The 15,150-nt window shown below is 75.0% G+C and carries 11 protein-coding genes; 7 read left to right on the forward strand and 4 right to left on the reverse strand.

Going from position 1 to position 15,150, the window contains the following annotated elements; translation table 11 throughout:
- Positions 1 to 64 precede the first annotated feature (64 nt).
- Complete coding sequence (locus Q6349_RS12650) at positions 65 to 670, forward strand: protein-L-isoaspartate O-methyltransferase (RefSeq protein WP_304604356.1); 606 nt, start codon at positions 65 to 67, stop codon at positions 668 to 670.
- Here the strand turns inward: Q6349_RS12650 and Q6349_RS12655 are convergent.
- Together Q6349_RS12655 and Q6349_RS12660 are read right to left on the reverse strand one after the other, a co-directional pair.
- Entirely contained in the window at positions 640 to 1,263 is a 624-nt protein-coding gene (locus Q6349_RS12655; RefSeq protein WP_304604357.1) for a thymidine kinase, read from the reverse strand. The two genes, Q6349_RS12650 and Q6349_RS12655, sit on opposite strands and share 31 nt — an antisense overlap.
- Positions 1,264 to 1,297: 34 nt before the next feature.
- Positions 1,298 to 4,735, reverse strand: coding sequence for an Rne/Rng family ribonuclease (locus tag Q6349_RS12660; RefSeq protein WP_304604358.1), 3,438 nt, complete (start codon positions 4,733 to 4,735; stop codon positions 1,298 to 1,300).
- A 472-nt stretch (positions 4,736 to 5,207) separates the two neighbouring features.
- Between Q6349_RS12660 and Q6349_RS12665 the strand changes: the two genes are divergently transcribed.
- The 6 genes from Q6349_RS12665 to Q6349_RS12690 all read left to right on the forward strand — a co-directional run bounded on the left by Q6349_RS12665 (position 5,208) and on the right by Q6349_RS12690 (position 13,074).
- Positions 5,208 to 6,707 (forward strand): cytochrome ubiquinol oxidase subunit I, encoded by a 1,500-nt coding sequence (locus tag Q6349_RS12665; RefSeq protein ID WP_171247194.1) that lies wholly within the window; start codon positions 5,208 to 5,210, stop codon positions 6,705 to 6,707.
- A gap of 32 nt (positions 6,708 to 6,739) precedes the next feature.
- Positions 6,740 to 7,789, forward strand: a complete 1,050-nt coding sequence (gene cydB, locus Q6349_RS12670) for a cytochrome d ubiquinol oxidase subunit II (RefSeq protein WP_304604359.1) — start codon at positions 6,740 to 6,742, stop codon at positions 7,787 to 7,789.
- Between the two features lies 1 nt (position 7,790).
- Entirely contained in the window at positions 7,791 to 9,530 is a 1,740-nt protein-coding gene (cydD, locus tag Q6349_RS12675; protein WP_304604360.1) for a thiol reductant ABC exporter subunit CydD, read from the forward strand.
- Entirely contained in the window at positions 9,523 to 11,265 is a 1,743-nt protein-coding gene (cydC, locus tag Q6349_RS12680; protein WP_304604361.1) for a thiol reductant ABC exporter subunit CydC, read from the forward strand. Before cydD ends, cydC begins: the two co-directional genes overlap by 8 nt.
- A gap of 79 nt (positions 11,266 to 11,344) precedes the next feature.
- Positions 11,345 to 12,277: an ABC transporter ATP-binding protein gene (locus Q6349_RS12685; protein ID WP_304604362.1), complete on the forward strand. Its 933-nt coding sequence runs from the start codon at positions 11,345 to 11,347 to the stop codon at positions 12,275 to 12,277.
- Entirely contained in the window at positions 12,274 to 13,074 is an 801-nt protein-coding gene (locus Q6349_RS12690; protein WP_304604363.1) for a hypothetical protein, read from the forward strand. Before Q6349_RS12685 ends, Q6349_RS12690 begins: the two co-directional genes overlap by 4 nt.
- Before the next feature lie 22 nt (positions 13,075 to 13,096).
- On the opposite strand, the gene Q6349_RS12695 is transcribed toward Q6349_RS12690, so the two are convergent.
- Entirely contained in the window at positions 13,097 to 14,287 is a 1,191-nt protein-coding gene (locus tag Q6349_RS12695; protein WP_304604364.1) for a hypothetical protein, read from the reverse strand.
- Positions 14,284 to 15,147 (reverse strand): cytochrome c biogenesis CcdA family protein, encoded by an 864-nt coding sequence (locus Q6349_RS12700; RefSeq protein ID WP_304604365.1) that lies wholly within the window; start codon positions 15,145 to 15,147, stop codon positions 14,284 to 14,286. Before Q6349_RS12700 ends, Q6349_RS12695 begins: the two co-directional genes overlap by 4 nt.
- Positions 15,148 to 15,150: the final 3 nt, after the last annotated feature.

The raw sequence follows: 15,150 nt of genomic DNA on the forward strand, positions 1-15,150 counted from the left end.
CCGTGAGGTGGGCCACGTCACGGGCAGGTCTGCGAGCGGGGCACGGCCGTCGGACCATGGTCGCATGAGCCCCGTCCGCGACGACGCCGTCCCCGTGGACGGGCACGACGCCGTGGCCGCCGCGATGCGCGCGGTGGACCGGCGCGGCTTCCTGCCGCGGGCGCAGCGGGCGTCGGCCGCCTTCGACCAGCCCCTGCCCATCGGCCACGGGCAGACGTGCTCCCAGCCGTCGACCGTGGCGGCGATGCTGCGGATGCTGCGGGTCCCGCGCGGCGCCGCCGTGCTCGACGTCGGCGCCGGGTCGGGGTGGACGACGGCGCTGCTCGCCCACCTCGTCGGCCCGGAGGGCGAGGTGCTGGGCGTGGAGCGGATCGCCAACATCGCGGCGTGGGGCGCGGCGAACGTCGCGCGCGCGGGGATGCCGTGGGCCCGGCTGGTGCCGGCGGCGCCCGGCGTCCTCGGCTCGCCCCGGCCCGGCGGGTGGTCCCGCGTCCTGGTCTCGGCGTCGGCCCGGTCCCTGCCGCAGGAGCTGGTCGACCAGGTCGCACCCCGCGGACGGATGGTCATCCCGGTGGGCCACCTGATGATCGTCCTCGACCGCGACGCCGACGGCACCGTCCGCACGACGCAGGAGGGCACCTACAGCTTCGTCCCGCTCGTGGAGGACTGAGCGGACCCGCGCACGCTGCGGTGGGCCCGGCAGCGCGCCTGGTAGCTCTCCGCTCCCCCGACGTACCCGGCCACGGTCGTCAGGGCGTCGGACGCTGCCTCGTGACCCGGCGCCCCGTGGAGCCGGACGTGGTAGGCGGCGTCCCGCCCGCACACCGTGCACACCGCCGTCAGCCGCGTGACGGACTCCGCCAGGGCCATGAGGGACGGCAGCGGCTCGAAGGGGCGGCCGTCGAACGTCACGGTCAGACCGGCCACGACGACGTCGACCCCGCGGTCGGCGAGGTCCGTGACGACGTCCACGAGCTCGAGGCCGAGGAACTGCGCCTCGTCGACGGCGACCAGGACCGTCCCGGGCCCCAGGTGCCCGGGGATCTCCGACGCCCGCGACACCGCCCGGGACGCCACCGCCAGCCCCGTGTGCGAGGCGATCCGCCCCGGACCGTGCCGCTCGTCCAGGGCGTGCGAGACCACCAGCACCTCGCGGCCGGCGATGCGTGCCCGGTCGACCCGGCGCACGAGCTCGGTGGTCTTGCCCGCGAACATGGGCCCACCGATGACCTCGAGACGGCCGGGGGCTCGACGGTCGTCCATGACGTCCAGTCAAGCACCCCGGCCGTACGGTCGCTCAGGGGGTGTCGGTCAGCGACGCAGCCGGCGTCGCAGCCTGCTCAGGAGCCTCTGCGGCTCCGGCTCCTTTGGGCGGCGCGTCGCCACCGGCCGGGTTGTCCTCCGAGGTCTCCTCGGCACCCGTGGCGGGCGACGGGTCACCTGCGGCGTCGGGGTCCGGGGCGGTCTCGGCCGGGGTCCCGGCACCCTGCTCGACGGCGGGCGCTCCGGCCACGTCGTCCGTGACGGTCGTGCCGCCACTCGTCGGCGCGGCCTCGTGCCCCTCCTCGTCCTCGTGCTCGTGGGCGTGCGCAGCCGCCGCAGCGATCGTCGCCAGGGTGGCCTTGACGGCCTGGCGCTTCTCGGACTCGTCGTCGGGAAGCTTCGGCACGTCGGCGTGCGCCGGCGCCTCCTCCTTCTTGGCACCCGAGCGCTTGCGGCGCGAACGCTTGGCCCCGCCGCCGTCGCCGTCGCCCGAGGACGCCGCGCTCTTCTCGACCGGGTGCTCGTGGACGATGAAGCCGCGGCCCTTGCAGTGCTCGCACGTCGAGCTGAAGGCCTCGACGAGACCCTGGCCGACGCGCTTGCGCGTCATCTGGACCAGTCCGAGCGAGGTCACCTCGGCGACCTGGTGCTTGGTGCGGTCCCGGCCCAGGCACTCCACGAGCCGGCGCAGGACCAGGTCGCGGTTGGACTCGAGGACCATGTCCACGAAGTCGATGACGATGATGCCGCCGATGTCGCGCAGCCGGAGCTGTCGCACGATCTCCTCGGCCGCCTCGAGGTTGTTGCGCGTCACCGTCTCCTCGAGCGTGCCGCCGCTGCCGGTGAACTTGCCCGTGTTGACGTCGATGACCGTCATGGCCTCGGTGCGGTCGATCACCAGCGAACCGCCGGAGGGCAGCCAGACCTTGCGGTCCATGCCCTTGGCGAGCTGCTCGTCGACGCGGTGCTGGGCGAACACGTCCCCGGACCCGGTCCACCGCGTGACCCGCTCGCGCAGGTCGGGCGCCAGCTCGGCGACGTAGGAGGAGATCTCCGTCCACGCGTCCTCGCCCTGGACCACCAGGGAGGCGAAGTCGTCGTTGAAGATGTCGCGGACCACGCGGATGGCCATGTCCGCCTCGCCCTGCAGCAGGGCGGGCGCGTTCGTCGAGGACTTCTCCGCCTTGGCGGTGATGGCCCGCCACTGCGACTGCAGCCGCTCGACGTCCGCGCGCAGCTCCTCCTCCGACGCGCCCTCGGCGGCCGTGCGCACGATGACGCCCGCACCGTCCGGGACGACGTCGCGCAGGATCTTCTTGAGGCGGTTGCGCTCGGTGTCCGGCAGCTTGCGGCTGATACCCGTCATGCCGCCACCGGGGACGAAGACCAGGTACCGGCCGGCCAGCGTGACCTGCGAGGTCAGGCGCGCACCCTTGTGCCCGATCGGGTCCTTGGTCACCTGCACCAGCACCGAGTCGCCGGACTTCAGCGCCTCCTCGATGCGCCGCGGCTGCCCCTCGATCCCGGCGGCGTCCCAGTTGACCTCACCGGCGTACAGCACGGCGTTGCGTCCCTTGCCGACGTCGACGAAGGCCGCCTCCATCGACGGCAGCACGTTCTGCACGCGGCCGAGGTAGACGTTGCCGACCATGGAGGCCTGCGCCTGCTGGGAGACGTAGTGCTCCACGAGCACGCCGTCCTCCAGCACCGCGATCTGCGTGCGGCCGTCGTGCTCGCGCACGATCATCGACCGCTCCACGGACTCGCGCCTCGCCAGGAACTCCGCCTCGGTGATGACCTGGCGGCGGCGACCCGCGTCGCGTCCCTCGCGGCGACGCTGACGCTTCGCCTCCAGCCGCGTCGATCCCTTGAGCGCGGTGACCTCGTCCTCGGCCTTGCCCGAGCGGCCGGCCTCACGCTCGCCACCCCGTCCCCGGCGGCGCCGGCGGCGGCGCCGGCTGCTGCCGGACGTCTGCTCGGACTCGTCGGTGCCCTCGGACCGCTCGGCCTCGGTGGCCGATTCGCCGGACGTCTCCGCGCCCTGCTCGTCACGGCGCGCGCCGTCCTGGTCCGCGTCGCCGTCCTGCTCGTCCTCGGCGGCGGACGACTCGGAGCCGTCGCCCTCGGTGTCGTCCTCGGGACGACGGTCGCCTTTGCGGCCGCCGCGGCGACCGCGGCCCCCGCGCCGGCGCCGACGCCGGGGGCGGATGTCCGACTCGTCGCCGTCGTCGAGGAAGTCCGCGGGGCCGAACCCGACCAGCTCGACCCCCTCGTCGACGATCTCGGTCTCGATCAGCTCGAGCTCGTCGACGGCCGCCTCGTCCACGTCGCTCAGCTCGAGCGGGGCGGAGGTCGGCGCCTCGACGGGCTGCGCGGCCGAGGTCGCGGACGCCGCGTCCTGCGCTGCAGTCTCCGTGGTCTCCGTGGCGTCCTTCGCGGTGGCGTCCTCGGCGCGCCGCGACGTGGAGGACTTCCCGGCCTTCTTCGTCGAGGACTTCTCGGCCGTGGCGGGCTTCTCGGACGCAGCGGACTCGTCCGCGGCCGCGCTCCTGCGCTGCTGCCGTGCCGAGGTCGCCGGGGTCTCCTCCTCGCTGGGGCGCGGCGGGCCCGCCGGAGCCTGGGCGCGGCGCGCGGCCCGCTGACCCGACAGCTCCGGCGCCTGGAACAGCAGCGCCGTGGTGGCCAGGCGGGGCGTGGCCGAGCCTCCGGCCGTCCCGGTGGTGGTCGGCCCGGCCGGGCGCTCCGCGCTCGGGGACTTCTCGGACGTCGCGGACTCCGGCGCGGCCGTCTTCGACGTCGCGGCCGCGGTCTTCTTCGGCGCCGCCTTCCTGCCCGACGGCTTCTTCTCGTCCTCCGTGGCGGCGGCCTTCTTCGCACCGGCCTTCGTCGCACCGGACTTCTTGGCACCGGACTTCTTCGTCGCCGCGGGCTTCTCGGCCCCGGCGGACTCGTCCCGGGCCTCGCCCGGTGCGGGGGCCTCGGACGTCGCCTGCTCACCGGACGCGGCGTCCCGGCCGGGAAGCACGATGTCGTCGAGGGACAACGACGGGGTGGCGCTCGCCGGCGCCTCCTCCGCCTTCGTGGGCAGCGTGATCGGCTCCGCGGGGGGCGTCGCGTCGTCGGCGGCCGCCGGCTCGTCCGTCGCGGCCTGCTCCTCGGGGGCCGGCGCGGCCTCGGGCGTGGGCGTGGCCTCCACCGGGGCCGGGCCGCCGGCTCGGCGGCTGGCGCGCCGGGACCGGCGGGCCGGGGTGGACGAGGGCGCAGCCGTCGTGGACGACGCGGGCTGCGGCGCCGCGGTGGTCGTCGGCTCGGACGCCGCGGGCGTCGAGGCCGCGGTCGTGGCCGGCACGACGATGGGCGCTGGAGCGCTCGTGGTCGGTGCCGACGTCGCGCGGGTCACCCGGCGCCGCGTGCTGCGACGGGGCGTCTCCTCGGCGGAGGCCACGGGCTGGTCGGGGGTGTCGGATGTCACGGGGGTGCTCCTGCTCTGCGGCGGCCGGCCCACACCTGCCGGCCACCCCGGCGGTCGTCGGCGACGGCGGCGCTGCGAAGCGCGCCGTCCGGACGGAAGTCTCGGTCGGCTGCAGCCCCACGACTTCGCGGACGCCAGGCGGCCGGGCCCTTCACCCCGGTCGCGGCACCGCGTGCGGACGCGGGAGCGGCGAGCTCGTCGATCCCCGGGGGATGTGGGCCCCGGAGGTCTCGATCCAGTATCGCACCCTTGGGCGCGCCCTCTCGCCCCGGTCCGTCCACCGGCGTGGCGACCGTCACGTCGCGCCCTGACGGCTTGACTTGCGGGGACCCTTCACGGGACAGTCGTGAAAGTCTTCACAAGTTGCGAGATGCCGCCTCTCCCCGTGCGGACCTGGGACGCCGGTCCTACCGTCGAAACAGCCCCGCACGAGGGGCGGCTTCTCCCCCTGGCCCGCATCGAAGGAGTCCACGTGGACGCTCTCGACCTGGCACGGTGGCAGTTCGCCATCACCACCGTGTACCACTTCATCTTCGTGCCTCTCACGATCGGTCTGGCTCCCCTCGTGGCCGCGATGCAGACGGCGTGGGTCGTCACGAAGAAGGAGCGCTGGCTCCGGCTGACGAAGTTCTTCGGCAAGCTGCTCCTCATCAACTTCGCCCTCGGTGTCGTGACGGGCATCTGGCAGGAGTTCCAGTTCGGGATGGCCTGGAGCGAGTACTCCCGGTTCGTCGGCGACGTCTTCGGTGCGCCGCTGGCCATGGAGGCCTTGGCCGCGTTCTTCGTCGAGTCCGTCTTCCTCGGCGTGTGGATCTTCGGCTGGGACCGCGTGTCCAAGAAGGTCCACCTGGCCTCGATCTGGCTCTTCGCCCTGGCCACCAACCTCTCGGCGTTCTTCATCCTGGCGGCGAACTCCTGGATGCAGCACCCCGTCGGCGTCGTCTACAACGAGGCGACCGGCCGCGCCGAGATGGAGTCCATCTGGGCCGTGCTGACCAACAACACGCTGCTCGCGGCCTTCCCGCACACGATCACCGCCGCCTTCCTCACGGCGGGCACCTTCGTCACGGGCGTCGCCGCCTGGTGGATGGTCCGCCTGGCCCGCACCAAGAAGGCCGAGAACCTGGAGACCGCCCGGGACGTCTACCGCCCCGCCGTGCGGCTGGGCGTGTGGGTGATGATCGTCGCCGGCCTCGGCGTGATCTGGTCCGGCGACGTCCAGGGCAAGCTGATGTACGAGCAGCAGCCCGGCAAGATGTCCTCGGCCGAGGCCCTCTGCGAGGGCACCGAGTCCGCGGAGTTCTCGATCCTCGCCGTCGGTCCGCTCTACGCGGGCTGCGAGGACGTGGCCCACCTCATCTCGATCCCCGGCGTCACCAGCTACCTGGGCACCGGGGAGTTCTCCGGCCCTGACTCCTACCTGCCGGGCGTCTACGACGTCCAGGAGGAGTACGCCGAGCGCTACGGCGAGACCACGGCCGACGGCCAGGAGGTCACCTACACCCCGCCGCTGGCGGTCACCTACTGGTCGTTCCGCCTGATGATGGGGTTCGCCGCGTTCTCCGTGGCCCTCGCCCTCGCGGCGCTGTGGCTGACCCGCAAGGGCCGGATCAGCGACAACGTCTGGCTCAGCCGGCTGGGGATCCTGGCCATCCCCATGCCCTTCGTCGCGAACTCGTTCGGCTGGATCTTCACCGAGGTCGGCCGTCAGCCGTGGGTGGTGGCCCCCAACCCCACCGGCATCGACCAGGTCCGGCTGCTCACCGAGCGCGGGGTGTCCACCGCCGTGCCGCCGGGCGTCATCCTGACCTCGATGATCGTGCTCACGCTCATCTACGCCGTCCTGGCCGTCGTCTGGTACCGGCTCATGCACCGGTACGCGATCGAGGGCGTGCCCGACGCCGTCCGGGACGAGTCGCCGGAGGCGCAGGACCCCGACGACGCCGACCGCCCGCTGTCCTTCGCGTACTGAGCGCCCGAACCTGAAGAGACTGGAGACCTGACGTGGACCTCGCGATCCTCTGGTTCGTCATCATCGCCGTGCTGTGGACCGGCTACCTCGTGCTCGAGGGATTCGACTTCGGCGTGGGCATGCTGCTGTCGATCCTGCCCCGGGGCGACAAGGAGCACCGGGAGAAGGAACGGCGCGTGCTCGTCAACACCATCGGACCCGTCTGGGACGGCAACGAGGTGTGGCTGCTCACCGCCGGCGGCGCGACCTTCGCCGCCTTCCCCGAGTGGTACGCCACGATGTTCTCCGGCTTCTACATCCCGCTGCTCATCATCCTGGTCGGCCTGGTGGCCCGCGGCGTGGCCTTCGAGTACCGCGGCAAGATCGCCGACCCGGTCTGGGCCCGCCGGTGCGACCAGGCGATCCAGCTCGGCTCCTGGATCCCCGCGGTGCTGTGGGGCGTCGCCTTCGGCAACCTCGTGCGCGGTCTGCTGCTCGACGCCGACCACCAGTACGTCGGCGGCTTCTGGGCCCTGCTCAACCCCTTCGCCCTGGTCGGCGGCCTGACGACGCTCACGCTGTTCCTGCTCCACGGCGCCGTGTTCATCGCCCTGAAGACCGACGGCGAGATCCGCGACCGCGCCCAGCGGCTCGCGTCCGGCCTGGCCGTGGTCGCGCTGGTCGTCGCCGGCGGCTGGGCGATCTGGGCGCAGGTCGCCTACTCGGTGACCTGGACCTGGGGGGCCGTCGTGGTGGCGGCGCTCGCCCTGCTCGGTGTCGTGGCCGCGACCCGGGCCCGCAGGGAGGGCACGGCGTTCACGCTGTCGGCCGTGACGCTCGTGGCAGCCGTCGTGCTCATCTTCGGGTCGATGTACCCCGAGGTCATCCCCGCGGTCGACGGCGGCAACTCCCTGACGATCGCGGAGGCCTCCTCGACGGACTACACGCTGACCGTGATGACGTGGGTCGCCGTGTTCCTCACGCCGGTCGTCATCGCCTACCAGTCGTGGACCTACTGGGTCTTCCGCCGCCGGCTCTCGACGAAGGACATCCCCGCCCCCGCGGGTCTGAGCTGGCAGAAGATCAAGGACGCGGCGTTCTGAGGTGAGACCGCTCGACCCCCGGCTGCTGCGGCAGGCCCGGGCCGCACGCTCGTACGTCCTGCTCACCACCGCACTGGGCGTGGCCTCGGCCGCCCTGGTGGTGGTGCAGGCCTTCGCGATCGCGTTCGTGCTCGGGCCCGTCGTGATCGCCACGAGCCCGGGCGGCGACGGCGTGGTGGACCAGAGCGGGACGGCCCGGTGGCTCGCCGTCCTGGCCGCCGCCGCCGCGGGACGCGCCCTGGTCGCCTGGGCGCAGGAGCGGTTCGGCCGGCGGGCCGCCACGGCCGTCGTCGCGGACCTGCGCGAGCAGGTCGTCGACCACGCCGTCGCCCTGGGGCCACGCCCGCCCGCCGGGGCGACGCCGTCCGACGTCGCCACCCTGGCCACCCGCGGGCTGGACGACCTGCAGCCCTACCTGGTGCGGTTCCTGCCGCAGCTGCTGCTGACGGCGCTCGTCACCCCCGCCACGGTGCTCGTGGTGCTCGGTCTGGACTGGGTCTCCGCGCTCATCGCGGTGGTGACGCTGCCGCTCGTGCCGTTCTTCATGTGGCTCGTCGGCACCATGACCGCCGGGACCTCGGAACGGCGGCTGGCCACGGTCGAGCGACTCGGGTCCCAGGTGCTCGACCTGATCGCCGGGCTGCCGACCCTGCGGGCGTTCGGCCGCGAGGTCGGCCCGGCCGCCCGGGTCCGGTCCCTGGGCGAGTCCTCCCGGCGCGCCACGATGGGCACGCTGCGGGTGGCGTTCCTGTCCGGGGCGGTGCTGGAGCTGCTGACCACCCTGTGCGTGGCGATCATCGCCGTCGGCGTGGGCCTGCGGCTCGTGCACGGGGGCATGGAGCTCGTCCCGGCCATCGCCGTGCTGGTGCTCGCGCCCGAGATCTTCCTGCCGCTGCGCCGCGTCGGCTCCGAGTTCCACGCCTCCACCGACGGGCTCGCCGCCACGCACCGGGCGTTCGCCGTCCTGGACCTGCCGGCGGACGACGGGTCGCGCCCCGGTGCCGACCGCGAGCCGGAGACCGCACCGGCGGTCGAGGGCGCGACGCTCGTGCTCGACGATGTCAGCGTGCGCGCACCCGGCCGGGACGTGGACGCCCCCGCGCACCTGTCGGCACGGCTGGCCCTCGGCACGGGCCTCGCCGGCGGCGGCCGCGTCGTCGCGCTCCGTGGTCCGAGCGGGGCCGGGAAGTCCACGCTCGTGCTGCTGCTGCTCGGTCTGCTGCGCCCCGACCGCGGCCGCGTCGTGCTCGAGCCGGCCGCAGGCGGCCGGACCGACGTGGCCGACCGGGCCGGTCGCGGCTGGTGGGACCAGGTGGTCTGGGTCCCGCAGCGCCCGGCGATCGGTCCCGGCACGGTGCGCGAGGTCGTCACCGACGGTCACGACGTCGACGCCGCCGCCCTCGCGGAGGCCGCGCGCACGACCGGGCTGGACACCGTGCTCGACGACCTGCCCCACGGCTGGGGCACCGCCGTCGGGCTCGGCGGGGCCGGGCTCAGCGTCGGTCAGCGCCAGCGCGTCGCCCTGGCCCGCGCCCTGGTCGGGGCCGCCGACCGACCCGTGGTGGTCCTCGACGAGCCGACGGCGCACCTGGACGCCCGCGGCGAGCAGGTCGTGCTCGACACCGTCCGCGCCTGGCGCGCGGCGGGCCGCACGGTGATCGTGGTCGCCCACCGCACGTCGCTGCTGGAGCTGGCCGACCAGGTCGTCGACGTCGAGGCGAAGGAGGCCACCCGTGCCTGACGGCCTGCGCCACCGCGTCACCCGCGACCCGCTGCTGCGCCTCGCCCCCCTGCTCGAGATCCGCTGGGGCCGGGTCGCCCGGGCCGTCGGGCTCGGCACCGCCACGCTCGTGTGCGCGATCGGGCTGGCCGCGGCCGCGGCCTGGCTCATCGCCCGCGCCTCGCAGATGCCGCCGGTGCTCACCCTGTCGGTCGCGACCGTCGGCGTGCGGGCGTTCGGCACCGGCCGGGCGTTCTTCCGCTACCTGGAGCGGCTCGCCTCGCACGGCGTGGCGCTGCGGGGCATGGCCGCGCTGCGCGCCAACCTCTACGACCGGCTCGCCCGCGGCGGGGCCGACGTCGTGGCGCTGCACCGCGGCGACCTGCTCGCCCGGGTCGGCAGCGACGTCGACGACGTCGGTGACGTCGTCGTGCGCGCGCTGATCCCCGCAGCCGTCGCGGTCGTGACGGGGTTGGGGTCGGTGCTGCTGGTCGGGATCTTCCTGCCCGCTGCCGGCGCGGTGCTGCTCGCCTGCCTGCTGCTCACGGGTGTCCTCGCCCCGTGGCTGGCCTCGCGGGCCTCGCGGTCCGTCGAGCAGCGGGGTGCCGCGGCCCGCGGCGAGGTCGCGGCCCGCACCCTCGAGCTGCTCGAGGACGGCCAGCAGCTCCGCGTGGCCGGGCGGCTCGACGAGCGTGCCGACGGGCTGCGGGCCGCCGACCGGCGCCTCGCGGACGCGACCGACGACGGCGCCCGCGTCGCGGGACTCTCGGCCGCGATCGAGGCGGGAGCCCAGACCCTGGCCGTGCTCGGCTGCCTGCTGCTCGGGATCCCGGCCGCGCTGGCCGGCGACCTCGCGGCGACCGAGCTGGCGGTGGTCGTGCTCACCCCGCTGGCCGTGTTCGAGGTGACGACCGCACTGCCCGCCGCCGCGGTGCAGCTGCGCCGGTCGCGCGAGGCCGCGCGGCGGCTGGTCGACCTGCTGCCGGCGTCCGAGGGCGTACCGGGCGGACCGCGCCCCGTCGCTGCCGATGACGCGACCGGGCTCGACCTGGAGGAGGTCTCCGCGGGGTGGCCCGAGGGTGGCCGCACCGTCGTGCGGGACGTCGACCTCACGCTGCGGCCCGGTGGGGTCGTGGCCCTGGCCGGTCCGTCGGGGGTCGGCAAGACGACGCTGCTGCTCACCGCGGCGGGGTTGCTCGCCCCCGTCGCCGGCCGGGTCCGCGGCGAGGGGCTGTTCGTCGCGGAGGACGGCCACGTGTTCGGCACCACCGTGCTGGAGAACCTGCGGGTCGCCCGCGCCGACGTCACCGAGGCGGACGCCCGCGAGGCGCTGGCGGCCGTCGGGCTCTCCACCTGGCTGGAGGGTCTGCCCGCCGAGCTCGACACCCCGCTCGGCTCGGGCGGCACGGACGTGTCCGGCGGGGAGCGCCGCCGGCTGCTGGTGGCCCGGGCGCTGCTGGCGCCGCACCGGGTGCTGCTCGTGGACGAGCCCGTCGAGCACCTCGACGCCGCCACCGCGGACGCTCTGGTGGAGATGCTGGCCGGGCTCGCCCGCACGACAGGGCGCGCCGTCGTCGTCGCCTCCCACCGGCTGACCCCGCTGGCGGCCGCCGACGAGGTGCTGCTGCTCGGCCCGGGCGAGGCCCCGGGCGATCCGGCCCGTGTCGTCGCGCGCGGCACGCACGACGCGCTGCTGCACGAGGTGCCGGACTACCGCTGGGCGACCGACCGGGAGGGTGCCACGCCCCGGCCCTGAGCGGGGTGGACGGTTCTCAGGGCTGGAACCGGGGTGGTCCCCGATGTGCCGGGACCCGCAGCTCCGTAGCGTCCGAGACATGATCAGGATCGCATCCCTCACCCGACGGTACGGGGACCTCACGGCCGTCGACGACCTCACCTTCACCGCGTCCCCCGGACGCGTCACCGGCTTCCTCGGCCCGAACGGCGCCGGGAAGTCCACCACCCTGCGGATCCTCACCGGACTGGCCACCCCGACCTCGGGGACGGCGACGGTGCTCGGCCGCCGGTACGCGGACCTGCCCAACCCCGGCCTGGACGTCGGGGTGCTGCTGGACGCCTCGGCCCAGCACGGCGGACGCACCGGGCGCGAGACCCTCGTGCTCGCCCAGCGCACGATGGGCCTGCCCGAGGCTCAGGTCGACGCGATGCTCGATCTCGTCGGCCTGACCCGCACCGAGTCGCGGCGGCGCGTGCGCGACTACTCCCTCGGCATGCGTCAGCGCCTGGGCATCGCCACGGCGCTGCTCGGCGACCCGCGCGTGCTGATCCTCGACGAGCCGGCGAACGGGCTGGACCCCGCCGGCATCCGCTGGATGCGCGACCTGCTGCGGTCGTTCGCCGACGACGGCGGCACCGTGCTGCTCTCCAGCCACCTGCTGGCAGAGATCGAGGCGATCGCCGACGACATCGTCGTCATCGGCCACGGCCGCGTGGTGGCCGCCGGCTCGACGGCCGAGCTGCTGGACGGGGCGGGGACCCTGGTCCGGGCGCACGACGCGGCCGCGCTGTCGGCGGCCCTGACGTCGGCGGGCTACCGTGCCACGGCCGGTGCCGACGGCGCCGTCGTCACCGACGCCGGGACCGTGGACGCCGGGCTGGTGGCCTTCGCCGCCGGCCTGCCCGTCACCGAGCTGCGGTGCGCCGACGGCACCGCGCTGGAGGAGATGTTCCTCGACCTGACCGCCGACGACCGGCGTGACCGCCCGTCCGTCGGTGCCGTCCCGATCCCGAGCGGAGCCCTCGCATGACCACCCTCGCCCCGGACGCCGTCCCGCCCCTCGCACCGGCGGCACGCCGACCGGTCCCCCTGACCCGGCTCGTGGACGTCGAGCTGCGCAAGCTCGTCGACACCCGGGCGAGCCGGTGGCTGCTCGCCGCCGTCCCGCTGCTCACGCTGCTCACGGCCGTCGCCCTGGCGGTCTGGGGCCCGGACACCGAGGTGACGTTCGGCGCGTACACGGCGACCAGCCTCATGCCGCTGGAGCTGCTGCTGCCGCTGGTCGCCGTGCTGTCCGTGGCCGGGGAGTGGAGCCAGCGCTCGGCCCTGACGACCTTCGCGCTGCTCCCCCGCCGGGGACGGGTGATGGCCGCGAAGGCCGTCGCCCTGCTGCTGGTCACGCTCACCGCGGCCGCGTCGGTGGTCCTGCTCAGCGCCGTCGCCACGGTGGTGGCCGCCCAGGCCCGCGGGCTCGACGCCGTCTGGGACCTGTCGACGACCCTGACCCTGCGCTCCGTGCTGGCCTACGCGGCAGCCGTCGCGTTCGGGTTCACGACCGCCGTGGCGCTCCGGAGCACCGCGCCGGCGATGGTGGCCTGCCTGGGGTTCCTCTTCGTCGTGCCGATGGTCTCCTCCGTGGTGGCGGGGGTCTCCGGCTGGTGGGCCGAGCACGGCGCCTGGGTCGACCTGAGCTGGTCCCTGAGCTTCCTGACCCTGCCCGGGATCACCGGGGAGCAGTGGGCGCAGGTCGGCACCGGGGCGCTGCTGTGGATCGCCCTGCCCCTGGTCCTGGGCCTGCGCCGGCTGCACCGGGTCGAGGTCCGCTGAGCCGCGGCGCGACCGCCCCCGGCTACGGCGCCGGGGGCGGCGTCGTGTCGGTGGTGGCCAGGTAGTGGTGCTCGTAGTCGGACAGGGCGATGCTGCCGTCCTCGGTGACGAGGACGGGGACCACCAGGTCCCCGGTGCCCTCGGGGTCGTAGGCCTCGGCGACGTTCCCGGTGACGACGTTGTGCGCGCGCAGGGAGTCCCCCACCCGCAGGTACACGAGCGCCCCGCTGACTCCCTCGACGGCCGTCTCCTGCCCGGAGGAGGACGTCCACAGCTCGGCCCCCTCGGCGTCCAGGCCCCGCACCTCGTCGACGTCCACGGTGATCACGGTGCCCGTCGTGGGGTCGACGCCGACGTCGGTGAACCCGTCGGCCAGGACGGTCCCGTCGGCGAGGTCGACCAGTGCCTCGGACGCGTCGTCGGTGCGCACCCGCACGACGCCGGGACCGGGTGCCGGCTCGGTGGCCGCCACGAGCGCCTCCGGGTCCCAGCCCTGCGCGGCCGCGTCCAGGCGCCAGCTCTCGGCACCGGCCGTGTCGGTGGCGACGAGGTCGTCACCCTGCCGGGTCACGACGGTGCCCCGGTACTCCCCCAGCACCGTGGCACCGTCGTCCTGCCCGAGCACCTGCCCCGTGCCGGCGTCGAGCACCACGCGTGCGTCGCCGCTGCCCATCGGCTCCGTCGGCTCCGCGCTGAACACCAGCCCGGGGCCGACCAGCGGTCCGGGGACGTCGACGGGTCCCCAGACCTGCTCGCCGGTGCTCAGGTCGTAGGCCGTGGCGCTGGTCGCGACCCCGGCCTCGCTCTCGTCGGCTGCGGGACTGTCAGTCAGCACCGCGAGCGCCCGGCCGCCGGGGGTGGTGGTCACGGCGTAGCCGGTACGGCTGACGGGCCGGTCCGCGCTCCACAACGCCTCGCCGTCGGCGGCCACGGCGGTGAACCGCAGCAGTCCGTCCCGTTCGCCGACGCCCAGGGTGATGCCGTCGGCCGACTGCGGGACGGCGTCCCACCCGGGGTCGACGATCCGCACGGTGTCGACCTGCAGCGGCAGGCGCAGGCCGTCCGGGTCGACCTCGGCCGGCGCCTCGACGGCGCTGGTCGGCGTGCGGTCGATCTCGACCGGGGGCGGTCCGGGCTGGTCCGCGCACCCGGCCAGCAGCAGGGCGCCCGTCAGCACGAGGGCCGGCGGGCCGGTCCGGCGGGTCCGCGTCATCGGGAGGCCTCCTCGGTCTCGGCGGCGGCGGCACGCTCGCGGCGCGCCCGGTGGCGGGTCCAGACGACGACCACGACGGCGGCGACGGCCAGCAGCAGCCCGACGTCGAGGACGGGGTTCGCCAGCAGGGCGCCCTGGCCCTGCAGCCACGCCTGGGTGCTCACGGGCACCAGCTCCGGCATCCCGACCAGGCCGTTGGTGGCCCAGAACAGGACGCCGGCCGCGACGAGCAGCAGGCCGGTGACGATCGAGGTGGTGTGCAGCTCACGCCCCAGCACGGTGACCGTCCGCCCCCGCAGCGCCGCACGACGGCGGTCGTCCAGCCGCCCCCAGAGCGTGGCCAGGACGAGCAGCGGCAGGACCATGCCGACGCCGTAGACGGCCAGCAGCAGCCCGGCGCCGACGACGTCGCCCTGGGCGGCGGCGAGGGTCAGCACGGCACCGAGGATCGGGCCGGCGCAGAACCCGGCGACGCCTCCGGCCGCGCCGAGCAGGAACGTCTTGGCCCACCCGGTGCGGGTGGCCGACGACCGCTGCACGGCCCGGACCCCGGGCACCACGCGGGCGAGGTCGACGCCGAGGCCGAGGAGCTGCACGACGCCGAGCACGACGAGCAGCACGGCGGCGACGGCGATGACCAGGTCGCGGCGGGTGACGAACAGGGTGCCGAGCGCGCCCGCGCCGACACCGAGCGGGACCAGCACGACGAGCAGTCCGGTGAGGAACACCCCGCCGTGCGCCCACAGACGGGGGCCGGCGCCGACGGTGGAGGCGAAGAACGCGGGCAGCAGCAGCGCACCGCAGGGGCTGAGGAGCGCGAGCGCACCACCGAGGAACGCGGTGAGGAGGCCGACCTCCATCGC

This window comes from Isoptericola sp. 178, assembly GCF_030586525.1.
Lineage (GTDB): Bacteria > Actinomycetota > Actinomycetes > Actinomycetales > Cellulomonadaceae > Isoptericola > Isoptericola sediminis.